The 22871-nt window shown below is 72.1% G+C and carries 18 protein-coding genes; 8 read left to right on the top strand and 10 right to left on the bottom strand.

What is annotated here, in order from left to right:
• Positions 1-19: 19 nt before the first annotated feature.
• The 4 genes from OG730_RS09015 to OG730_RS09000 all read left to right on the top strand — a co-directional run bounded on the left by OG730_RS09015 (position 20) and on the right by OG730_RS09000 (position 8221).
• Positions 20-1066, top strand: a complete 1047-nt coding sequence (locus OG730_RS09015) for a helix-turn-helix domain-containing protein (RefSeq protein ID WP_327303739.1) — start codon at positions 20-22, stop codon at positions 1064-1066.
• 119 nt (positions 1067-1185) lie between these two features.
• Positions 1186-2457, top strand: a complete 1272-nt coding sequence (locus tag OG730_RS09010) for a DUF2306 domain-containing protein (protein ID WP_327303738.1) — start codon at positions 1186-1188, stop codon at positions 2455-2457.
• The gene (locus OG730_RS09005) at positions 2423-3325 is read left to right on the top strand and encodes a hypothetical protein (RefSeq protein ID WP_327303737.1); all 903 of its coding nucleotides are present in this window, start codon (positions 2423-2425) and stop codon (positions 3323-3325) included. The genes OG730_RS09010 and OG730_RS09005 overlap by 35 nt, the downstream gene beginning before the upstream one ends.
• A 60-nt stretch (positions 3326-3385) precedes the next feature.
• Entirely contained in the window at positions 3386-8221 is a 4836-nt protein-coding gene (locus OG730_RS09000; protein ID WP_327303736.1) for a HEAT repeat domain-containing protein, read from the top strand.
• Positions 8222-8279: 58 nt separating this feature from the next.
• Here the strand turns inward: OG730_RS09000 and OG730_RS08995 are convergent, their stop codons facing one another.
• The 7 genes from OG730_RS08995 to OG730_RS08965 form a co-directional block, all read right to left on the bottom strand.
• Positions 8280-9113: an enoyl-CoA hydratase/isomerase family protein gene (locus OG730_RS08995; protein WP_327303735.1), complete on the bottom strand. Its 834-nt coding sequence runs from the start codon at positions 9111-9113 to the stop codon at positions 8280-8282.
• Complete coding sequence (locus OG730_RS08990) at positions 9110-10357, bottom strand: cytochrome P450 (RefSeq protein ID WP_327303734.1); 1248 nt, start codon at positions 10355-10357, stop codon at positions 9110-9112. The genes OG730_RS08995 and OG730_RS08990 overlap by 4 nt, the downstream gene beginning before the upstream one ends.
• Before the next feature lie 104 nt (positions 10358-10461).
• Complete coding sequence (locus OG730_RS08985; RefSeq protein WP_327303733.1) at positions 10462-11871, bottom strand: cytochrome P450 family protein; 1410 nt, start codon at positions 11869-11871, stop codon at positions 10462-10464.
• A 10-nt stretch (positions 11872-11881) separates the two neighbouring features.
• Positions 11882-12442, bottom strand: coding sequence for a GTP-binding protein (locus OG730_RS08980; protein ID WP_327303732.1), 561 nt, complete (start codon positions 12440-12442; stop codon positions 11882-11884).
• A gap of 3 nt (positions 12443-12445) precedes the next feature.
• The gene (locus tag OG730_RS08975; RefSeq protein ID WP_327303731.1) at positions 12446-12838 is read right to left on the bottom strand and encodes a DUF742 domain-containing protein; all 393 of its coding nucleotides are present in this window, start codon (positions 12836-12838) and stop codon (positions 12446-12448) included.
• Positions 12831-13691 (bottom strand): roadblock/LC7 domain-containing protein, encoded by an 861-nt coding sequence (locus OG730_RS08970; RefSeq protein ID WP_327303730.1) that lies wholly within the window; start codon positions 13689-13691, stop codon positions 12831-12833. Before OG730_RS08970 ends, OG730_RS08975 begins: the two co-directional genes overlap by 8 nt.
• Positions 13688-14953, bottom strand: a complete 1266-nt coding sequence (locus OG730_RS08965; protein ID WP_327303729.1) for an ATP-binding protein — start codon at positions 14951-14953, stop codon at positions 13688-13690. Before OG730_RS08965 ends, OG730_RS08970 begins: the two co-directional genes overlap by 4 nt.
• A 687-nt stretch (positions 14954-15640) precedes the next feature.
• Here OG730_RS08965 and OG730_RS08960 point away from each other — a divergent pair.
• Entirely contained in the window at positions 15641-16261 is a 621-nt protein-coding gene (locus OG730_RS08960) for a hypothetical protein (RefSeq protein WP_327303728.1), read from the top strand.
• A gap of 325 nt (positions 16262-16586) precedes the next feature.
• Here OG730_RS08960 and OG730_RS08955 read toward each other — a convergent pair whose 3' ends face one another.
• Both OG730_RS08955 and OG730_RS08950 read right to left on the bottom strand, forming a co-directional pair.
• Positions 16587-16928, bottom strand: a complete 342-nt coding sequence (locus OG730_RS08955) for a HopJ type III effector protein (protein WP_327303727.1) — start codon at positions 16926-16928, stop codon at positions 16587-16589.
• A gap of 180 nt (positions 16929-17108) precedes the next feature.
• Positions 17109-17525 (bottom strand): VOC family protein, encoded by a 417-nt coding sequence (locus tag OG730_RS08950; protein WP_327303726.1) that lies wholly within the window; start codon positions 17523-17525, stop codon positions 17109-17111.
• 483 nt (positions 17526-18008) lie between these two features.
• Between OG730_RS08950 and OG730_RS08945 the strand changes: the two genes are divergently transcribed.
• A complete protein-coding gene (locus OG730_RS08945) occupies positions 18009-19397 on the top strand; it encodes a DUF1254 domain-containing protein (protein WP_327303725.1) in 1389 nt (462 codons plus the stop codon).
• A 29-nt stretch (positions 19398-19426) separates the two neighbouring features.
• Here the strand turns inward: OG730_RS08945 and OG730_RS08940 are convergent, their stop codons facing one another.
• Positions 19427-20056 carry an LmbU family transcriptional regulator gene (locus tag OG730_RS08940; protein ID WP_327303724.1) on the bottom strand — a complete coding sequence of 210 codons (630 nt, stop codon included), beginning with the start codon at positions 20054-20056 and terminating at the stop codon, positions 19427-19429.
• Positions 20057-20909: 853 nt separating this feature from the next.
• Between OG730_RS08940 and OG730_RS08935 the strand changes: the two genes are divergently transcribed.
• Positions 20910-21308 carry a phospholipase D-like domain-containing protein gene (locus OG730_RS08935; RefSeq protein ID WP_327303723.1) on the top strand — a complete coding sequence of 133 codons (399 nt, stop codon included), beginning with the start codon at positions 20910-20912 and terminating at the stop codon, positions 21306-21308.
• 752 nt (positions 21309-22060) lie between these two features.
• A complete protein-coding gene (locus OG730_RS08930; protein WP_327303722.1) occupies positions 22061-22870 on the top strand; it encodes a thioesterase II family protein in 810 nt (269 codons plus the stop codon).
• The last annotated feature ends 1 nt before the right edge of the window (position 22871 follow it).

Here is a 22871-nt window from a genome sequence, read left to right as displayed (position 1 = left end):
GTGGGCCACGATGGCCCGCATGTCCCAGGAACTGGCGGCCGTCGGCATCGACGCCTTCGACGAGCAGGTCTACCGCGCGCTGCTCGCCCGGCAGGCGGCCGCGCCCGCCGAGCTGGCGGGCGAACTCGGCACGGGCCCGGAGCGGGTGGCGCGCGCCCTCGACCGCATGCACGACCGCGGGCTGGTCGGACGGCTGTCCGGCCCCCGGCGGCGCTACGCGGCCATCGACCCGCAGCACGCGGTGGAGGCGCTGATCCAGGAGCGCACCGTGGAACTGGGCCGGGTACGGTCGGCGGCCGGCGAGCTCGCCGGTCTCTTCGAGGCGGCCCGGCGCGGCGATGCCAAGGAGGTCGAGATCGTCTCCGGCCGGGAGGCGCTGGGCCGTTGGTTCGTACGGCTCCAGCAGGAGGCCAAGCACCAGGTGCGGACCCTGGACCGGCCGCCCTACGCGCTGACCACCGCCAATCCGGTGGAGGAGACGGCGATGCGCGGCGGGCTGACGTACCGCGCGGTGTACGCCCCGGAGGCGCTGGAGTGGCCGGGGGTGCTGGACGACATCCGGCGGCTGGTGGCCCAGGGGGAGCAGGCGCGGGTGCTGCCCGGGCTGCGGATCAAGCTGGCGATCGCGGACGACGCCCTGGCGCTGATGCCCCTGTCGCTGGACCTGACGGACGTGCGCGCGGCGGTGATCCGCCCGTCGTCGCTGCTCGACGCGCTGACGGACTACTGGCGGCTGTGCTGGACCGTGGCGACCCCCCTGCTCGCGCCGCCGCGGCCGACGGGACCCGGCGGGGAGTCCGCGGCATCGGGCGAGGTGGCATCGGGCGAGGTGGCATCGGGCGAGGTGGCATCGGGCGGGGCGGCATCCGGCGATGCGGAGCCCGGCGAGGAGGACCGACTGCTCCTCGCCCTGCTGGTCAGCGGGTTGAAGGACGAGGCGATCGCGCGCCAACTGGGCTGGTCGGTACGGACCATGCGGCGCCGGATGAGCCGCCTGCACGACCAGCTGGGCGCGGCGAACCGCTTCCAGGCGGGAGCCATCGCGGCCCGGCGGGGCTGGATCTGACCCGTCGGGGACCGCGAAAACGTTATCCGGCAGCCTTGTTGACCAGGAGTCGAACAGGACCCTACCTTTCGGTAGTCCAGAGCGGACGGCCGAGTTTCGGCGGTGGAGGGGAAGTCCCGGTGAACCGTCTCCAGCGCGTCCCGTGGCCGCGCGTGGCAACCCTCGCGGTGGTGACGCTCTGCCTGGTCTACGCGCCCGTGGCCATGACCGAACTGTGGTCCTACGCCCGGCCCGGCGCACCGGCCCCGGGGGAGTGGATCCTGGGCCGGACGGTGTCCCCGGAGTACGTCGCCGAGGCGCTGCGGACCCGCGTGGCACCGTACGGGCGCAGCCTGGTCCCGCTCGTCGTGCACTCCGTGCTGGGCGGTGCGCTGATGCTGCTCGGACCGGTCCAGCTGCTGTCGGCCGTCCGGCGCCGTCCGCGCCTGCACCGCGCGGCGGGAGTCGTGTTCGCGGTGACGGTGTACGCCTCCATGGCGGGCGCGGCGGTGTACCTCGTACGCACCGCGCCCGAGGACGCCTTCAGCGGGCCGACGTTCTGGATCGCGCTGGCCGCCATCCTCGTGGGCACCACGCTGAGCGTGACGTTCGGGATCCTGGCGGCCCTGGGCCGCTTCCCGGACCTGCACCAGCGGTGGATGCTGCTCTGTTACGGCTACCTGATGACCGCGCCGCTGCTGCGCCTCGAATGGGGCGCGCTGCCCCGGCTGCTGCCGGGCCTGTCGATGGAGGAGATCAACCGGGTCGCGACCATGCACCTCGGCTCCGTCGTCGTCTTCGGCGCGCTGCTCGCCTCGCGCGCCCTCGACCGCGGTGGCAGGCCGGTGCCCGGGACCGGCGCGCCGGCCGCCGACCCCCTCGGCGGCGCCGGGACGTGGGTACCGTTCCCGGCGCTGGTCCTGGCGCACCTCGCCGGCGGCGCCGCCCTGGCCCGGATCGGCTGGTCGTTCCTGTCCTGGGGCCCGGTCGGCGGACGGCTGCTCCTCGGCTACCTGATCCCGTACGCGGCCGCGTTCGCCGTGATGACCGTGCGCCACCGGCGCGCCGGGCGGCGCGGTGACGGGTGGGCGCGCGAGGAATGGCGCCTGCACCTGACGGCCTTGTGCCTGGCGCCGCTGTTCTCGCTGGCCGCCGCCGTGCCCTTGGACCGGTACGCGGGCCTCGACCGTCCCACCGCGCTGATCGCGGGGGTCGCCGTCGGCTGCGGGATGACGGCCTTCGCGGCCACCGCCGGGTTGAGCCTGCGCGTGATGTACGCCCGCGAGCTGTCCCGGCGGGCCGGGCCGGGCCGGCCATCGCCGGCCGCACACCCACAACTGTCGCCGCAAGCAACGGAGTCGAGGGAGTCGAGGGCGTATGGCAGTCGAACCGCAGGAGCCGGGACCGGGTGACGGGCGCCCGCTCACGGCGGGAGTGGCGATGCTCGCCGTCGTCGTGGGCGTCGTCAGCCTCACGACGGGTGCGTTCCTCGTCGCCGCCAGCCTGGCCGGATACGCGGGCGGCGCCTGGAAGTCGCCGGACCCGCTCAGCCCCGGACTGATCGGAGCGGCCATGGCCGGCGTCACGCCGGGTCTGTTCGCGATCGGCCGGGCGCGGGTCTGGGAAGAGGCTCGGGTGCTCGTGATCCCCCTCGCCGTGGTGCTGCTGGGCCTGTTCACCGTCAGCCTCCTCAACGCCGACACGCTCCAGGTGGCCACGGGCGCCTCGATCGTCCTCGCCCTGTTCAGCCTCGGCTGGGTCGCCCTCCTCGGGCTGCTCGCGGCGTTCGCGGTACTCGCCGTCGCCCTCCAGTGCTTCCGGCCCGGCTCCCCCCTGCGGAGCCGGGAGGTCCCCCTGCCCGGCTGGTCCAAGCCGCCGATGGCCGTACTGGGCTCCGCCTGGCTCGGCATCGGCGCCGGACTGCTCGTCCTCCCCGGTTTCTGGGGCGGCTTCATCCCCTGGGAGGTGAACCGGGCGGACGCCCAGGGTCTCGGAGTCTGGGCGCTCGCGCTCGGGATGGGTGTGCTCGGCGCCCTGGCCGAGGACGACCTCGGCCGCCTGCGCCCGGCCCTCCTCGCCATGCCCGGGGTCTCGCTCGCGATGGCGGTCGTCCTGGCCGTGCACGCTCCCGCCGTCCACTGGAACTCCGGCCCGGGACTGGCGCTGACCACCCTGATCGCCGGGCTGTTCTGCACCGCCGTCGCCGGCCACTGGTACGGATCGCGCCGGCCGGGCGGCGGCGCCGACGCGGGGACGGAGCCGCCGGAGCGGACGGTGTAGCGGTCGTACGCCGGACATATTGCCTGGTGGGGCCGGGGAGGGCCCGGCTAGCATCCGAGGATGACGCTGCCGATGCCGCTGCCGGCGGACACATCCTTCCGCGATGCCGTACGCCGAGCCGACGTCGGCCTGCCGGCCGGCCTTCTCGACGCGCGGCACTGTTCGCCGGCCGTCCTCGGGATCCTCGTCCGGCACGAGGATCCCCGCCTGCGGTACCTGGGGCTGGTCCTGCTGGCCGAGCGCGTCGGGTCGGACCGTACGGGCGGTGAGCGGGAGATGGCCGAGTTCGCGGGGCTGCTGCCCGCGTCCGTGGGGGGAACGCCGGAGGAGGCGCTCGTCCTGGCCCGGCTCCACGAACGGCTGGGACCGTACCTCCGGGGGGCGGGCCGCGGCGGCCCGGGCCGCCGCAATCCGGGCCTGCCCGCGTGGCGGACGGCCGATCTGCCCGTACGGGTGCGGATCGCGTGGCTGCGCGCCGAGCTCCTGAACGAGCCGACGGTGATCCGGAAGGAACCCCGGGGCGAACTGCTGTACCAAGCCGTGCGGGAAACGACCGCCACCGCGGCGCACCGGCCCGAGCGGCTCGTGAACGAACTGCTGGACAGCGGCGACCCGGTGCTGCAGGCCGATGCGCTGCGGCTGACCCGGGAGGGGCTGCACGCCGGCCTGCTGGCCCCCGTACGGGTCCGCGCCCACGTGATCAGCCTGCTCGGCGCCGGCAGCGCCGAGGTCGTGACGGCCGCACTGGATGAACTCGCGCAGCCCTGGGCGGCGTTGGAGCCCCTGGCGTCGGGGCCGCTGGCGCCGTTCCTCGCCGCCGATTCGGTGATCACGCGGCCCGGCGCGGCCGCCGCCGCACTCAGGGCCGCGGCCCACCACGGGCACGACGGCCTGCTGTGGCAGGTCGTCGACGATCCGGACCTGCCGCCGGTTCTTCGCCGGCGCGCGATGGAACTGCTCGGTGAACTGGCCGACCGCGGTGACATCGGCGTGTTGACCGCCGTCGCCGCCCGGGACCCGCTGCTGTTCGCGGGGTCGGCCGTGGCCTGCCTGCGCGGCCTCCACCGGCGCGGGCACTTCCCGGACGTTCCGCACGTCCCGGCCGTCGTCGGCCTGGCGCTGGCCGATCACTCGGTCGCGCCCCACGAGGTCGCGACGATCCTGTTCACCTGCCGGCACGAGACGCTCCGCGTCCTGGCGGACACGGACGCCGGCGACCCGACCTGGCCGCGAAGGCTCGCGCTGCTGGTGGCCCTGGCCGGGCAGGGGGCGGGGCAGCTCCCGATCGGCGAGGCGATCGCACGGGTCCTCCCCTCGGCCCCCGCACCGGCACCCTTCCTCGACGCCATCCGTGCGCTGCGTCACGCGGACGCCGAGGACGCCGTGATCACCCTCCTGCCCTCGGCGCCCGCGGCGGCCCTGGACGCGCTGGAGGCCATCGGCGGGCACCGGACCGCGACGGCGCTGAGGCAAGGGCTCGGTCTCGCCGGGAAGGCGGGCGGAGGAGAGGCGGGCGGGGGAGAGGCGGGCCGGGGAGAGACGGCCGGGGGAGAGGCGGGCCGGGGAGAGACGGGCGGGGGAGAGATCGCGCCGCATCTCCGCGCCGTGCGCAACCGTGCCCTTGAGGTGCTGTGGCACCTGACCGACGATCCGGCGCGGCGGCAAGCCCTCCTCGTCCGGCTCGATCCCGCCGATCTCCCCACGCGCGTCGCCGCGGATCTCGGTGGGCCGGACGAGCGGGAACTGGCGCTCCTGAGTTCCCATCTGGACCCGGACCTGCCGGTGGCGGCGCTGTGCCGGCTGGCCGCCCACGGCGGCGCCGGCACGCTGCCGGTGATCGCGGACCTGCTCCTGCGCGTCGTGGCCGACCTGGCGGCATCCCGGGAGCCGGGCGCGGCCGCCCCCGTACCCGACACCGGCTCGCCGGCCGGGGAGCCGGTGGTACCGCAGGAGGTCCTGGACGCCGTACACGACCTGGGACGGCGGCTCCACCTGCGGGGACGGATCAGGCCGGTCTGCCTGCTCGACGCGGCGAACCCGCGAGAGGCCGGGCACGCACTCGTCGCGACCATGGCGCTGGACCTGCTGGACCGCCCAGGCCTGTCGGGCGGCGAGCAGACGATCCTGCTCGAACTCCTCCTCAGGGCTCCCTACGAGAGCACCCGTGCGCGGGTCCACCGCCTGCTGCGCCACCGCGACCGACACGTGCGCAAGCACGTGATCGCGCTGCTCGCCCGCGAGGCGGGCGGGGACGACGCGCAGGCCTTGTCGGCGACGCTGATCGCGCTGACCGCCGCCCAGGACATCCAGACCGTACGGCAGGCGCTGCTCGCCCTCGGTCACGCGCGGGCCCGCTGGGCCTCCACCGCGATCGCCGCCCGGCTCGGCCATCCGAACATGAACGTCAGGAAGACCGCCGCCCGGGTGCTGGTCGGCTCGGGCACACCCGCGGCCGTGCCGGCGTTGCTCCTCCAGCTCGGCCACCAGGACAATCCGGGCCTGCGCGGCAGCCTCGTCGAGGCGCTGCGCGCCATCCTCGGGGACGCGTACCCGGCCACGGTCCTCGCCGCCGCCGAACAGAGCGGGGACGGCGGCCGGGTGCGCGAACTGCTGTTGGCGGGCCTCGACCGTACGCTGTCCGCGCGCTCGGTCCTCGCACTGGACGGCCAGGGGTCACGGGTGGCGCCGACCCTGCTCGCCCTGGTGGCGTCCGGACGGGTCGGCCTCGCCTCCGGGAAGGTCGAGGACCTGGCCGCGGCCATGACCGGACACGGGATCACCCCGCCCGGCGTACCGCGGCCGGCCGAGGACGCCGGAGCGGACCGCGACGCCGAGGCGCTGGCGGCGGAGGGCTGGCGGGCTCCGGTCGCGCTCCGCCTCGCCGCGCGGCGCGAGCTGCCCCGTCCCACCCGGCTGCGGGAGCTCCGGCCCCAACTGCCGGACTGGCTGCGCCTGGCCGCCTCCCACCCCGCCGAACGGGTCGGCGTCCTGCGGCTCGCCCTCGGGCTCTGCCCCGCACCGTGGACGACCGGGGAACTGTCGGAGTTCGCCCGGTCTGCCGGGGTCCTGCTCGACGGGCTCGCCGAGGCCCCGACGGCGGGCCGGCGCGACCTCCTGGCGGTACTCGAAGCGGTCGCACCGACCCTGCCGACGATCGAGAAGCTCGCCGTCGCGGAGGCGGTACGCGCCCTGCCCGCCGCCCCCTCGGACCGCCCGGCCACCCTGACGCTGCTCCGCGCCCTCGGCGCCGTGCTGGTCCGCGCCGACCTCGAACAGGCCCTGGATGCGGCCCGGTTGGCCGCCCATCCGGGGCAGGCCGAGAGCGCCGTACTCAGGGAGGCGTTCGCCGCCCCGCAGTCGCCCGCCGCCACCGCGCAGGCCGAAGCCGAGGCGTGGCGAGCCGCGCTGGACGCCGCGGTCCGCACGCCGGGAGCCCTGGAGGAGTTCCGCGGGCTCTGCCGACAGCGGGACGGCGTGGCTACCGCGGCCGCCGTGGACGCAGCGGACGGAGCGGACGGAGCGGCTGTCGTGGATGCCGCGTACGGCGTCCCGGGCTCCCGGGACCGCCTGGCCGCGCTGATCGATGCCCACGCCACGGCCGGCCCAGGGGTCCGCGCCGCCCTCATCGACTGGATGACGGAGATGCAGCCCCTCGACGCACCACCCTGGACGCTCACCGAGACCGCCCGTGCCGGCGCCCGCTCCGACGCCCGCGCGCAGGCGCCGCGACCGCGGACCGTGCGCGTCGACGACCTCGACCAGCCCCGCTCCACCGCCCTGCGGGAACGCCTGCTGGCCATGTTGCGGGCATCCGCACCGGACCGCAGGCACACCGCGGCCCTCGCGCTCCTGAAGTGGCCCGAGCCCGAGGGCGTGCTTCCCGTGCTCCGCGCGTTCCTGCGGGGCCGCGTCGACGTACCCGTCGGCGCGGGCCTGGCCCGCGCGCTGAGCGTGCTCGACGAGAGCGAACTGCGCGCGGACGGCGTCCTGCGCGACCGGGCCGCCCTCGTGATGAGCGAGCTCGACCCGTCGGAACTGGAGCCGCTGGTACCGCTGTTGCTGGAATGGTGGGAGCACGACTCCGCGTCCGGCGGCTCCGCGGTCGGGCGGGCCCTGCACAGCGTCCCGGCCGACGTGCTGGCGGAGCACCTCGGGGCCCGCCTCGACGCCGGCGCCTGGGGGTTCCTCGACCTGCTCGGCGGGCGTTCCCTCCTGCGCACCCCCGCGCTGACGCGGACCTGCCGGCGGCTGCGCGCCGAAGGACGCGACGACCTCGCGGACACCCTGCGCCTCGTGGAGGGTCCGCTGCGCCGGCCGGACACCGTGCGGCAGGACGCCGCCGACCTGGCCGCGCTCCGCGAGCGCGACCCGGCGGCCCCGGCAGGGGCATCGGAGCCCCCGTCCCGCCAGGAGCTGCTGGAGCTGGCCCGTACGGGCGACCCCGTACGGATACGCCACGCGCTCACCCGGCTGGCCGAGGAACACGACGGGGCGGACGCGGACCGGGACCCCGACCTGCGGGAGCTGATCGGCGCGCTGCTGCGGCACCCGAAGCCCAAGGTCCGGCTGCACGCCCACCGCACCTCGCGGGCCGTGCTGGACCGTCAGACCTACCTCCACCACACCTCGGTCCTGCTGGACGACCCCCAGCCGGACCTGGTGCGCACGGCGATCCGGACGCTCTGCCACGCGGGCTGGACACCCGCCGTCCCTGCGGTGACGGGCCTCCTGGAGCACCCCCATCCCGTCGTGCGCAGGGCCGCGGCCGAGGGACTCGTCGGCATGGGCGCTCCGGCGGTTCCGGCCCTCAGGCGTGCCGCCGTACACGCCCGTCCGGACCGGCGGTCCCTCTACGCGGACGTCCTCGAACGGATCACGGCCGGCCAGGCCGTCTGACGGGCGACCGGCCGGTCCGCGGCGCCCGGGCCGGCCGGATCGGCCGGCCCGGAAGCGCTCAGCCCCTCGCGTGCTGGTGGAGCGAGGCGGCCAGCAGGTGGGAGTCGAGCAGGGAGACGTCCGCCGTCCTGTCCGCCCGTGCGTAGCCGGCCAGCATCCGCTTGGTCAGGACGAGCGCCTCGGGCGAGCGCCGGACGAGGGGTCTCGTCCAGGAATCGATCACCTTGTCCAGCTGCTCCAGCGGCGCGGTCCGGTGCAGCAGACCCACGCGGTGCGCGGTGTCGGCGTCGAAGACGTCGCAGGTGAGCATGAGTTCGCGGATCCTGGAGGCGCCGACCTCGGAGACCAGGCGCCCCATCGCCCCGCCCCACGCGGGCGGCAGCCCGATGCCGACCTCCGGCATGCGGAAGCGGCTGGTGTCGGCGCCGGCCCGCAGATCGCAGAAGGCCGCGAGGGCGAGGCCCGCGCCGATGACCCGCCCGTGCAGCCGGGCGATGGTGACCGCGTGGGTGTTCTCCAGGGCCTGGCACAGGCGGTGGGCCTTGTCGGCGATGCGCCGCAGGCCCACCCCGGAGGGATCGGCGGCCATGGCCTCCTGGTACTCGCCCCGGTCGGCACCCAGGCAGAAGTCCGTACCCGATGACGACAGCGTCAGGATCCGGACGTCGGGTCTCTCGTGGAGCTCGTCGAGCAGGGCGATGAGATCGTCGAGGACCGCGGCGTCCAATGTGTCGTCCTGCCCCCAGGGATTGAGGCGGACGTGCAGGACGGGGCCGTCCTGTTCGGCGAGTATCGCCTTGGGTGCGGTCCGGACGAGTGCGTGTACGGGTGCGTGTGCCTGTGCGGGGATCGCGGCGGGGCGGGGAGCGGGGATGGGGGTCGGGTCGGTCATGCGACTGCTACGTCCAGGTTCAGGAGTCGCCGGAACGCCACACGGGGCGCCATCGACGGGGGGCGTACGAGGGTGAGGCGGGGGAGGCGCAGGACCAGTTGCCGGAGCAGCGTCTGGGCTTCGATGCGGGCCAGCGGCGCGCCGAGGCAGTAGTGGATGCCGCCGCTGAACGCGAGGTGGTCGGTGGGGCGTTCGGGATCGAAGAGGTCCGGGTCCTTGTGCCTGGCCGGGTCCCGGTGCGCCGCGCCGATCATGAGGTGGACCATCTCGTCGCGCCGGATCTCGAAGCCTCCCAGCACGGAGTCCTGCGATGCGATCCTGCTGATCACGTGGGTGGGCGGGTCGTAGCGGAGCGTCTCCTCGACGAACCCGGGCACGAGATCCGGGTTGCCGGCGACCCTGGCCCAGCGGTCCGGGCTCTCCACGAGCCGGAGCGTCATCGTGGACAGTAAGGTCGCGGTGGTTTCCAGCGCTGCCAGCAGGACGAACAACACCAGGTGGTAGACGGCCTCGTCGGCCTTGTCCCGGTCGGGCTCGATCGCGTCCCACGTCTGGATCCACCGGGTGACGGGATCGTCCCCGGGACGGGCCCGCCGATCGCGGACCAGGTCCATGAAGTAGGTGCGCAGTTCGGCCGTGGCCGCGTCGGACAGCGCCAGTTGGCTGGCCGACGGCAGCAGCTCCTGGGTGAAGACCTGATCGTGCGTCAACTCGCGGAGCCTGGGCCAGTCCGCCCGGGGCAGCCCGAGCCATTCGCCTATGGTGGCCACCGGCAGCTCCTCGCAGACGAGTTCGGAGAAGTCGGCCTCGCCGGTGCGTATTCGCTCCGTGAACGCGTCGAGGAGCTGATCCGCGGTCCGCTTCACGGTATGGCCGATGCGCTCCACGGTGCCCCGGTCGAACGTGCCCGCCGCCCGCCGCACCTTGGTGTGGTCCGGGGGGTTCAGCGCGGCGAGCGTGTTGCCCATCTCGCGCGAGGAGGGCGCGTTCCACCGCGTACCCGCCCCCTGGCGCTCGCGCCATTCCTTGTCGGGCTCCAGCCATTGACGGCTGCGCAGGACCTGGTCGCAGGCGGCGAAGCCGGTCACGGCGAAGCCGCCCCAGGGGGCGGGCACCACCTCGCCGCGTGCGAGGAGTTCCGTGTAGATGGGGAAGGGGTCGGCCTGCCCTCTTGCCGTCCGCAGACGGGAGAAGAGGGAGGCGGACGCCCGGCGGTCGTACGCCGGAGTTGTGGCAACGCCCATGATGGAGGCTCCTTTCCGAGAACCAGCCGCCATGCATACCCTCAAGATCGTTAGGGCATCCGTTACTGCCGGGTACTCAGGGTGTTACCTGAATCACAGATTCCTCATTCGCCTCTGGTCCATGCCAGGAAGCGGCTGAACAGGCCGCCCTTGGGCTGCTGCGGTCCGGCTCCGGGGTGTGAACCCGCGGGTCCGGACTGAGTGGACGAGGCTGAGTGCGGCTGCTGTTGGGGTGCCTGGCCCAGGTTCGACCCCGCCGGCCAGGAGGTCCCGGCGGACGCGGTCGATCCGGCTCCCTGGGCAGCGGCCTTCGGGGTGAAGCGGATCGGGAGGGTGACCAGCGAGCGGCTCCACGGACTGGGCGCCCAGGTGAGCGACTTGAAGGGAACGCGCAGTTCGACGTCGTGCAGCTGGTTGAGCAGCGTCTCGACGGCCGTCACGGCGATCATGAAAGCGGGGTCCTTGGCGGGGCAGGCGTGCGGGCCCGCCCCGAAGGCCAAGTGCGCCTTCGCGCTCAGCTGTTCCCGGTGTTCGGTCAGCTTCGGGTCGGTGTTGGCCGCGGCGAACGAGACGAGGATCGGGTCGTTCGCCCGGATCACCCTGCCGCCGATCTCCACGTCGTGGGTCGGGTAGTGCGCCGCGTAGTTGGAGATGGGGGCGTAGTTCCACAGGGTCTGGGAGACCGCGTCCTCGACGGGGAGGGCGAGCTGCCATTCCTCGCCGAGGTACAGGGCGCTGCTGGTGCCGATGGCCGCGGTCAGCGGCGCCGTGCCGCCCGAGAGCAGGGTGACCAGCTGGTGCAGCACCTCCTCGTCGCTCAGCTCGGCCGGGTGCTCCATCAGGCGCGTCGTCAGATCGTCCGTCGGGCGCCGCCGCTTGAGGGCGATCAGCTCCGTGAGCGCACCGCCGAGCACCTCGTCGGCACCGGGGGTGCCCTCGAAGATGCCGCTGATGCCGGCGATCACGCGGTCACCGATCTCGGGCGGGCAGCCGAAGAGCTCGCTGAAGACCAGCAGCGGCAGCGGCTGGGCGTACTCGGCCATCAGCTCGGCGTGGCCGCGGACGTCGGTGCTGAACTGGCTGATCAGGTAGTGGGCCGACTGCTGCGTCTGCCGGATGAGCTGGTGCTCGTTGACGGTGGCGAGGCTGTCCGTCACGGCCCGCCGCAGCCGGGCGTGCGACGCGCCGTCGCTGAAGAGCGCGTTGGGGCGGTAGCCCATCATCGGCAGGGCCGGGCTGTCGGCCGGGACGCGGCCTTCGGCCAGTGCGTTCCAGCGCCGGGAATCCCGTACGAAGGACGCGGGGTTCTGCAGGACGTACAGCGCGGCGTCGTAGCTCGTGACGAGCTCGACCTGTACGTCGGGGGCGATGTCCACGGGCGCGCTGGGACCGTAGGAACGCAGCTGCGCGTAATGGCCGTCCGGATCGGCTCCGAACGAGGGGCCGTACATCTGGACGTTCCCGTGCGCGGGGCAGCCGGGAGGTATCTCGTGCGGGTCACGTGGCTGTTGCATTCCTGCGCTCCTAGCCGAGTTGGGACATGAGGTGTTTCACGAGGGTGATGAGGGCCCGCGCGGAGGAGTTCTCGTCCCGTACGTCGCACTCGACGACAGGGGTCTCGGGGGAGAGGTTCAGGGCCTCGTGCACCTCTTCGAGCGGGTAGTGCGTGGTGCCCTCGAAGTGGTTCACGGCGATGGCGTAGGTCAGGCCGAAGCGTTCGACGAGGTCCAGGATGGGGAAGGACTCGTGCAGTCGCTCCGGGTCGACGAGGACCAGCGCCCCCAGGGCGCCCCGGGAGAGTTCCTCCCACATCTCCTTGAAGCGCTCCTGGCCCGGCGTGCCGAAGAGGTAGAGCACCAGGGTGTCGCTCAGGGTGAGCCGGCCGAAGTCCATGGCGACGGTGGTGGTCGTCTTGTCGGGCGTGCCCGACAGGTCATCGAAACCCACGCTGGCTTCGGTGATCTCTTCCTCGGTCCGCAAGGGCTCGATCTCGGAGAGACTGCCGATGCAGGTGGTCTTGCCGACCCCGAAATGCCCCACGATGAGGATCTTCACCGCGTGGGAGACATCTGGATCCAGGTACACGCGTTACGCTCCGAATCGATTCTTCAGGCCTTCGAGCACGGCGCTGACCAGCTCTCTGTCGACACGTTCGGCGCGCGGGATCGGTGTCCTCGCGAGGATGAGCTCGTCCTCCTCCAGCTGCGCCAGCAGGATGCGGACCACGCCCAGGGGCAGGTGCGTGTGCCCCGCCACCTCGGCCACGGACAGGAAGCCGTTCGCGACCAGGTCCATGACCCGCGCCGCTTCCGGGGACAGCGTGCGCGCCGCCACCTGTCCGCGCTCCGCCGCCGCGGTCACGAGCGTCGTGTGCTCGTACTCGTGGTCCGGGGGCAGCGCCCGTCCGTTCGTGATCACGAAGAGGGGGACTAATGGGGCGGTCAGTTCCAGCTCTTCGTCCCGGTCGAGACCATCAGGCATGGCTTGTCCCCTTCCCCGGTGCCGATGCGACCGTCGCCCTGGCCGGGGCCGTCAGCCGGGGCACCACCTCGTGCAGACGCGTGGTGAACTGCTCGATGTCGCAGTCGTGTTCGGCGGCCGCGGCGAGGAAGGCGTCGGGGCCGGCCGCCATCAGGAAGATCCAGCCGTGCTGGAACTCGATGACCGTCTGGCGCCACTCCGGATCCTCGACGGCCCCGGCGAACTGGGAGGTGACCCGGCTGTAGGCGTGGATGCCCGTCATGGCCGCGGAGATCGTGTCCGCGAGGTCGCGGCTCATCCCGTGGGTCGCCCCGCGGGGAAGGCCGTCCGACCCCAGCAGTACGGCGTGGCGGGCGCCCTTGACCTCGGACATCACCCGGTCGAGCTCACCCAGGACGAAACCCGAGTCACCGGGGCCCTGCTGCCGGGGAACGCCCCCGCGCGGACCTCCGGCGTCCTCGGTGTTCACCCGCGGCGGCGAGGTGAGGTTGGTGCCCAGCCGGGCGACGAGGCGGTGCATGCGGAAGGAGATCTGCTGCATGTCCACATCGGGCGCGGCCGCGGCGGCGAGGTAGGAACCTTGCCCCGCCCCGATCAGGAAGCTCCAGCCGTGCGCGAACTCGATGATGGTCTGGTTCCACCGCCGGTCCTCCTGCGTGCCGGCGAAGTGGGCCGTTGCCCGGCTGAGCGACTGCATCCCGGCCATGGCCGCCGAGATGGTGCGCACGTCCTTCTCGGCCAGGCCTTCGGTCGCGCCGCGAGGAAGCCCGTCGGCCGACAGCAGGACGGCGTGCCGTGCGCGGGGCACGTTGTGCACGATGTCCTCGAGCATCCACGAGAGGTCTGCGGTCATGCCTCTTCGGGCCCTTCGAACGAGGTGGCGTCAAGGTTGCGGCCGGAGAGGGTGCCTCGCTGGAAGGCCCCCAGGCCGCGCCCGGACGTGCGGCCGGAGTCCCCCGGGGTCCGCGGCGCCGGCGTGGTGGCGTCGGGGTCGGGGACGCTCGCGATGGGAGCCTGGCGCGCGCCGCGCTTGGGCAGACCGTGCATGGTCCGCGCCGTCGCGCTCTGGGCGGGCCGGCTCTCGGCGGCGCGCCGGAACTCGGCGACCGGAGCCTCGCCGACCGGAGTGCCACCGACCGGAGTGCCACCGACCGGAGTGCCACCGACCGGAGCGCCGCTGACCGGAGCCTCCTGGACGGGCCGGATCTCCTCCATGGTCCACAGCTCCTCGGGCAAGAGGACGACGGCCCGGACGCCGCCGTACCGGGAGACCCCGGTGACATCGACCTTGAAACCGTGCTGACGCGCGATCAGGCCGATGACCGGGAAGCCGAACTTGGGCTGGGTCCCGAGCTGCGACAGGCGGGGGGCGATCTCCCCGGAGAGCAGCGCGGTCGCCCGCTGCCGCTCCTCGTCGTTCATGCTGACACCGGCGTCGTCGATGACGATGCAGAGGTTGTTCTGGACCCGCTGGAACGTCACCTCGATCGGTGCGTCGTGCTGCGAGAAGCTGGCGGCGTTGTCGAGCAGCTCCGCCACGGCGAGGGCCACGGGCGCGACCGCGGACGACTTCAGGGCGAGACTGGTCTGCTGCATGATGGCGACCCGGTGGAAGTTGCGGATCTGCCCCTGGGCGCTGCGCACGACGTCGTAGACGCTGGCGGGCCTGTTGCGGCGGCCGAGCGGCGCACCGCACATGACGGCGATGCCCTGAGCCTTGCGCGCCATCTGGGCGTTGGCGTGGTTGACGTCCAACAGGTCGCTCAGGACGGTGTGTCCGCCGTACTTGCGCTGGATGCCGTCGAGAAGCGTCGTCTGCTCGGCGGCCAGGCTCTGCAGGAGGCTCGCGGCACCCTTGAGGACGGCCTTGGTGTTCTCCTCCGCGGCTTCCTTGGCCGCGCGGAGCGTGGCCTCCTGCTCGCCCAGGAACCTCTGCAACTCGGCGCGCGACGCGTGCAGGTGGCTGTCCGTCGCGAGCAGCTGGTGCCTCAGTTCGGCCTCGGTGTGCTCCTTCTTCGCCCCCAGCGCTCTGGTACGGGCGACGAGTGCCACGACCGCGACGACGGCTATCGCCGTCACCGCGACCAGGCACCACACAAGTGCGTCTCGATTCATGGAAACCTTTCCCGGCGCGTGCCATGCGGACGGCTGCAGATACACCTCGCGAGGCCCCGCAACACAGCTGATCGGCACGGTTCACCTGCTGTTACGCGGAGAGCATGCCGCCGATCCAAATCAGCATCTGCGTCTAAATGAATCAAGATCACAGATGCCGGGATGTTATCACCGGATCATCGGCTCTCCGGACGCCCGCTATGACACCCGATCACCCAACCGGACTGGCACGGTTGTGGGTTGACATGGCCTTTCGGCCCCTCACATCCGCCGCCGGGCACCCCCTCCCGACAGCGCTCCGTTAAGCAGTTCTTCACGTGAGGGGCGGCGATCTCTCACAACTATCCGCCGCACGGCGCCAACCGAACCCCGGCGGGGACTGAGGGACCCGACGTGTCGGTGCCCCGTTCGCGGATATCGCGGGCGTGTGAGGCTTTGCCCCCATTTATCGACATGTTTTAGGGATCGGGCAAATCGGGCGGTGGCTGACATCGCCAATATCCGCATGTGCGCTTCTTCCTGACGTATCGCCAGATACCCGCTCCCCGCGGGCCGCTGCCGCCCCATGATCGACTCTCGGCCCGGCGGCGTGATTTCGCTCTTTCGCACGCCCCGCGGCTGCCGCTTCCCTTGGCTCGTACGCAGACGTGGCGACGCCATCGCCAACACCCTTCCTCTGGAGGACTCATGGCATCGGATCAGGAGTGGAAGCTGGACGCCGGAACCGCGTGGATCCTCCCCGCGGGCGACGGGGGCATCGTCAAGCCGCTCGTCCTGGCCAGCAAGGCGGGACCGGGGGAGACCGACCTGGCCGCGCTCCGGGCCCGCCTCTGCTCCGGCACCGGCGCGTTCGGTGATGCGGTGGGCGCCCGCGGACACGACCTGATCCTCATCGGCTTCAACGACGGAGCCGCCCCCCTGGCCGACCTGGCGGGCACCGTCGCGGACGCCCTCCGGCGGACGGCGTCCGAGCAGATCGGCAACGCCCCGCTGGCCGTGGGCGGCATCGGCAGGGGAGCCCTGGCCGTCCGCTACGCCCTCGCCGCGATGGAGTACGGGCAGGAGGACCACCGGGCCCGGAGCTACTTCTCCTTCAACGGAACGGCACCCTCCCCGCAGGAGCGCACCGACCTGGACGCACGGGGCGGTTGGCCGCGGCTGCCGAAGAAGGTCAAGCTGGTCGTCGGTGACGTCGCCGACGAGCTGGGCGACGAGGAGTTCGACGACAGCACCGCCGCCCCCGCCGACCCGGGGGGCCTGCTGATCCCCACCGCGCAAGCCTCCTGGCTCCTGGACCACCTGGCCTAGGGCCTCTTTCGGATCTCGCCGGGCCCGCGGAATCGCGAAGCGAAGCGATAGCCGGCCCCTGGCCGGAGTTCCGGGATTCTTTCGCAATTCAATTAACTCGAGGGCGATATCGGTGAGTCGGGACCGGCACCGTCCGACAGCGAAGCGGAACCCTCCACGGAGCAATCCCGGCCGCCTATGGACTCCCCGCGGGCGGGTGGGCGGGCGGGCCGGCATGCCACTGTTCTTCGACCACCACGACCCCGAGATGGTCCCGACCGGTCCCGGCCCGGCCCGGCCCGGGCCCGGAGACCGCTCCGCCCCCGCCGCCGATCGGCTGTGGCCGTCAGCTCGTGCGGGCCAACGGCTGCCCGTCGAACTTCACCCCTGCCAGGCCATGGGCCATGAGGTTGCGAATGTTGCTGTGATCGGTGCCGCTCGGCGTCGCCAGCACGCTGCGGTAGTGCTCACCGAAGGCCAGCAGCGCTTCCTGGTCGCTCAGCCCTTCCAGCAGGGCCAGTCCCAGGGTCTTGCAGGAACCCTCGTTCTCACCTGCGGCGTTTTCCACGTCCCCGTTGTGGAACGCCTGCGGCTGGTACGCGTAGTGCGCGGAGACGAAGGCCAAGGTGTCGGCGAACTCGTGCTCACCCGACGCAAGGCTTGCCCGCAGCGAGTTCAGATCGGTCATGGTGGCTCCCCAGGGTTGGACAGACGATCCGTTCGCCGTCCGTGACCGAACGACATTACCCCCTCGCGCCCAGCCCGTCGGAACCGCCCGACACGACCGAGGGAACGGCATCCGCGCAGGTCACGCCGTATGGAGGAGGCGTCCCGTATCCCCACCCCCCAGACGCCCCGCCCCGGCGGATCAGCCCTGCTGTTCGCTGACGTTGACCATCCACGTGATGCCGAACTTGTCCGTGCACATGCCGAAGACGTCGCCCCACATCTGCTTCTCCAGGGGGACGGACACCGTGCCGCCGTCGGACAGCTTCTCCCAGTAGCCCCGCAGCTCGTCCATGTCGTCGCCGCTCAGACTCACCGCGATGTTGTTCCCGGGCTCGTGTCCCGCCCCGGGCGGATTGTCGGCGCCCATCAGGGTGAATCCGCCGGGCGTCTCGAGCATGCCGTGCATGATCTTGTCGGAGTATCCGGGGGGCGCCTCGGCGCCGAACCCGGCGTAGGTGTGGACGGCCAGATCGCCGCCGAACACCGCCTTGTAGAACTCCATGGCCTGCTTCGCGTCGCCGGCGAAGCTGATGTACGGGTTCAGGCGAGAGGGCACGTTCACTCCCTTTTGGGGCGAATGGTTCAGTACCGGCAGCCTAGGGCCTGTCGTCAAACTCCCGCCTGCCGCGCGACGCCCGGCACGCGCTCTCGCCGCACCGGGCGGAAGGCCGGGTACGTCCAGTACGCGGCGTTCCGCCTGGCACGCCGAGAGCACGCACCGGACGCCGCGCGGCCGCCCTTCGGGCGACGACGGGAGTGTGACGACAGGCCCTAGGGGCGCGCCGACCGTACGAAGGGTTCCCCCGTGCCGCCCGTCCACCTCGTGTCGCACACCCACTCCGTAGAGCCGGGCCGGCCCCGGATCCGCTCGGCCGGGTGCCCGCCCACGTGCCCGTCAACGTGCTCGCGCCGTGGGGTTGTCACCCGTTCGGCCGTCCGTGATGGCGGGCCTTCCTGTGGGCCGGAAGGGTGTAGGGCAAGGCGTGGCCGCCGTCCGCATCGCAGGCGGCGGCCCCGGGAGGACGCGGAAGGGGCTGTCGTGGCGGATCAGGTGGAGTTCGAGGACGGGTATCCGACGCCGGTGAGCGCGCGGGCGGCGCTGGAGCGCCGGGACCGGCGGCGGGCGGTCGAGGCGTACCGGTTCTTCTACCCGACGGTGTCGCTGGAGGGCATCTTCCACGGCACCCGGCAGGCCGGGGCGGTGGACAACGAGACGGCCCTGCTGTTCGTCGCCCGCCCGCACCATCTCGGCTTCACTCTGAACTCCGACACCCCGTACTCGGGCGGCATCCTCGACCTGCGCAAGAGCGGCCCGATGGTGATCGACCTGCCACCGGGCCCGCTGGTCGGCCTGGTGGACGATCACCACCACCGCTGGATCACCGACCTCGGCCTGCCCGGCGTACACGGCCCCAAGGGCGGCAGGCACCTGCTGCTGCCGCCCGGCTACGACGGCCCGGTGCCGGCCGACGGCTACGAGGTGGTCCGCAGCGACACCTGGACCGTCTTCGCCCCGCTGCGGGCCCTGCCCCTGGGCGGCGACGTGGACAAGGCGAAGCAACTCCTCGCCGACGTCCGCTTCTACCCGCTGGCTCAGGCCGACAGCCCGCCACCGTACGCCGTGACCGATTTCAGCGACCGGAGCATCGACTGCACCTGCCTGAAGTGGGAGGACAACCTCGAGTACTGGCGCGTCCTGCACTCGGTGATCGACGCCGAACCCGCCATCGAGGAGCTGCGCCCGATGCTCGGCCTGCTCGCCGAACTCGGCATCGAGGCCGGCAAGCCCTTCGACCCCGACGAGCGCATGACCGCACTGCTCACCGAGGCCGCCCGCGAGGGCCGCGACGAAATGCTGGTCACGGCCTTCGCCTCCGACCGCCCGGACCGCATCGCCTGGCCCGACCGCACCTGGGAGTGGGCGAGCCTGCGTCCGGAGAACGGCACGTTCGAACGCGAGGGTTCCCTCGACGTCGAGGCCAAGGACCGCTGGTTCATCCAGGCCATCATCGCCTCACCCGCGATGTTCGGCCGCGCCGTCGGCCAGGGCTCGGTCTACTGGCTCGGCCTGCGCGACGCCCATGGCGCCTACCTCGACGGCGGCCGGAGCTACCGCCTCACCGTGCCCCTGCCGGTACCGGCCGGCCTGTTCTGGTCACTGACCGCCTACGACGCACGGACCCGCTCCGAGGTCGATACCGGCCAGGGCCGCCCCGCGCTCCGCTCGCTCTTCGACAAGCTCGCCCCGGACGGAGCCGACAGCGTCGACCTGTACTTCGGTCCCACCGAGCCGGCCGGTGCCGAGGGCCGCTGGATCCAGACCGTGCCGGGCCGGGGCTGGTTCGGCTACTTCCGCATCTACGGCCCCGAACAGGCCGCCTTCGACGGCACCTGGAAGCCCGCCGACTTCGCCCCCCTCATCCAGTAGGGCGTACGCGTGCCGACGCGGCCGTCGGGCTAACCGCGCGCGGGATCCGTCTCCCGCGTCGCGGCACGGTCGAGGCTGCTGATGATCCACTCGGCCAGGTCGCGGCCGTCGCGCTCGGCGGCGCCCGCCCACAGGGTCTCCCGTTCCGCGGTCGTGCGCACCTGGAGTTGAACCTGCTTGCCCTCGCGCTCGTCGGCCGCGTCGGACGATCCCGCCAGGGCCGCCTGCCGCACGTGCTGTCGGAGCGTGTTGCGGGACCAGCCCTCCTGAGTGGCCCGTTCCAGCCACATCGCACGCTTCGCCGGCTCCAGCGAGGCGACCTCGGCATGGTGCTGGAAGCTGACCTTCGGGTGCCGTTCGGCGGCCGTGAACCGCCTGGCGATCCAGGCGTAGTTCCGCAAGGTCTTGTAGTCCAGGCCTGTTTCCTCCATGGCCTGCCGGTAGCGTCCGGGGTACATGTCCTGGCCGAAAATGATCCAGTCGCCGAGCCACCAGCTCGAAGAGTCCGCTATCAGGTAGAGGTGCTTGCCGAACCGCTTCCACTCGGCCAGGGGGAAGTCCGGTGGCAGGGACAGGCCGGTGCGGCGTGTGAGGGCCGCCGCACCGGCAGAGGATCGGGGCGCGGTGCGCAGGGTGGTCGTGCTGGCGGACGTCTCCATGCTGATCGCTTCTCTGGTCAAGGTCGGTCGGTGGAGGGAAAGCCGATGAAAGCCGGAGGAGGGCTGCCGGTGTGCCGACCGCTCCGCCCCGTAACGCATGGGCGAACGCGGTTCAGCGCGGTGGCCTTCGGGGTCAACAGCCGTCGCGGCGCGCACACCCGAGTCGACGCTGACGGGGCGGGGAGGTTTCCGTAGAGAGGTTCGTGCGTGCCTCGCCACGAAAGGGGCGTGGCGGGTCGTGAACGAGCCACGGGGAGTTCATGAGTGTCCTATGGGTGGTCAGGTGCTACGGTCCGGCCGCAGTTCCTGACCACCGTCCCGGGAGTGGTTGACGCACCGTGCCGCGCGGGGCGTCGCTTTGGCGCGAAAGCGTCGCCTGCTCGACGAGTGACGGCGGTCGGCCCCACCGAGTCCTGCGGCACGGCGGGCCGATATGTGGGTTTCACGTGGGTCTACCGCTTCCCGGGCGGTGAGCAACTGCTGTGGTCAACAGGGAGTCTGGCATCGCATTCGGGCCGTGGTCCAGATCAATCGACCGGCATTAATCAGCCTGGCATCAGGATGCCAAGGCCGGGGGCGGGTGGTATCCGCATCAAAGGGTGCAGCCATGGCGCTATCGGGCAATCGGCCATTCCGCGATGGAACCTGCTGCAAACAGGGCGATGATCCAGGTGATCTGAAGACCGGACCCTTGGGGGGAAGGCCTTGTGAGATGGGGCGAGCGGCATGCGGCAGGCAGGGCGCGGTCCTTCGGGGCTGCCGTGGGACGTGCGGGCCGCGGCGGAGCGCGCAGCGGTGGCCGAATGCTCGCCATCGGGCTCGGCCGGAGGACGGCGGTGGACCCCGCCGGGCCGTGTACACCGCCGAGTTCCTGACCGATCCGGCGGAGATCGTGGAGGCGCTGCTCGATGCCGGGGCCGTCGCGTCGCACCAGATCCTGAGCATGTTCCCCGGACCCGCGGCCGACAGCGCGGAGCTCGCCGAGGAAGTGGCGCGTACGGGCTACGTGCGCTCGCGGGGCGTCACCGTGCGCGGCATCTACGCGGAGTCGTTCTTCAGATCACCCAACGGGGCCAAGCACTTGCGGGAACTGACCGAACTCGGCGTGGAGATCCGGCTCCTGGGATCCGTGCCGTTCCGGCTGATCGTGAGCGACACGGTGACCGGTGGATCAGCGCCACTCCGCTGGAGGACCTCGTCCGGGACCCGGGCGACGGTCCCACTCCTCAAGAGCGGGCGATCCTGCGGCTGATGCCGGCCGGAGTGCGGGATGAGGCGATCGCGCGCGATATTGGGCGTCTCGATTCGCACGTTCCGCCGGAACCCCGCGACGCTCATGGGGAGACTCGGCGCGGAGAACCGCTGCCAGGCGGGCGTCAAGGCGTCCGCGAAAGGCTGGCTCTGGCTTTCCTTCGTTCCCTGGCTTCCCCAGGCGATTTCCCTGGTAATTCCTCTGGTAATTCCCCGTCTTTCGCGCCCTGTTCGAGAGATCCTGTGGGCGGGGATGCCCCCTGTCAAGTGAGATCCGGGCCCTCCACGAAACCTTCGCAGTTTTGGCCGGAAGGATTCACCTCGCGCGGGCGGCGGGCGGGTCCGCGTGTCCCGCCGGCGGGACACGCGGACCCGCCCGCACGGCAGAACCAGCCCTGGCCTCAAGGGTGTTCGGTGGCCGATTCCCGATGGGCTCGATGGCCTGAAACTTCGCGAATCCGTCAGGGGGCCCCGGTGCCGCCGGTGTTCTGCGGCTGATTTCGACCGGTCCGCCCGATTCGGCGACCGAAGGGATCTCCGTTGCCGATGCTTTGCGTCAGGGGGCCGTCACATCTCCGGGCCATCGGAATCGCGGCTCGACAACCGTTGGGGCCTGTTGCATGATCCGGTCGTCGAGCGGCACGGGGGCTGGGTGATGGCGCCGCTGTCTTCTTTGTGTGAGGCGAACTTGACGCTCTGTCGAATTTCCTGCCCTTGTGGTTTGGGCTGTCTGCCGTCCTGAGACATTCACCAATGTCGGCGGCTTCTCTCAACGGCCCGCGCAAATCCCTCGTGACGGACCGATCCCGTCTTTGTTCGAACTTCCTTCACGGAGCCATGAGCCCCATGTTTCATGCCACGCCTCTGCTGTGCCTGCCCTTCGCCGGAGCCGGCGCCAGCTTCTACATGCCCTGGCGTTCCCTCGGCGTCGAGGGCGTCGAGGTCAAGCCGATCCAACTGCCTGGCCGCGAGCGCCTGGTCGACCAGGACCCGTACACCAACGTGCAGGACGCGGCCGACGGACTTCTCGACACCGCCCTCGCGGCGGCCGGAGAGGGGCCCGTGGCCGTCTTCGGTCACAGCCTCGGCGCGATCCTCGCGTACGAGCTGGCCCACCGGATCGCCGACCACGGTGCCAACGAGCTGGTCCACCTGTTCGTGAGCGGATCGCAGGGGCCGTGGAACGGCCGTACGGAGCGGGCGACCGGACTGGACGACGACGCGTTCCTCGCCCGGGTCCAGGAGTTCGCCGGCTACACGCACCCGGCCTTCGACATCCCGGAGATGCGCGAGCTGCTGCTCCCCACGCTCCGCGCCGACGTGGAGATGCACGAGGCCTACGCGCCCGCCTCCGAGCGCAAGCTCACGGCGCCCATCACCTCGATCCGCGGCGTCGACGACCACCTCGTCTCGGCCGGCGCCGCCGACCACTGGCGCGACGCGACCAGCGCGACGTTCACCGCCGTGGACGTGCCCGGTGACCACATGTACCTCGACGCGGGCGCCAAGTCGCTGCTCGAGCTGATCGCCTCGCGGCTGCGGTCCGGGCGTACGGAGAACTGAC

This window comes from Streptomyces sp. NBC_01298 (genome assembly GCF_035978755.1).
Lineage (GTDB): Bacteria > Actinomycetota > Actinomycetes > Streptomycetales > Streptomycetaceae > Streptomyces.
The sequence above is the reverse complement of the archived record's forward strand: the minus strand, read 5'-3'. Positions and strand labels throughout refer to the sequence as shown.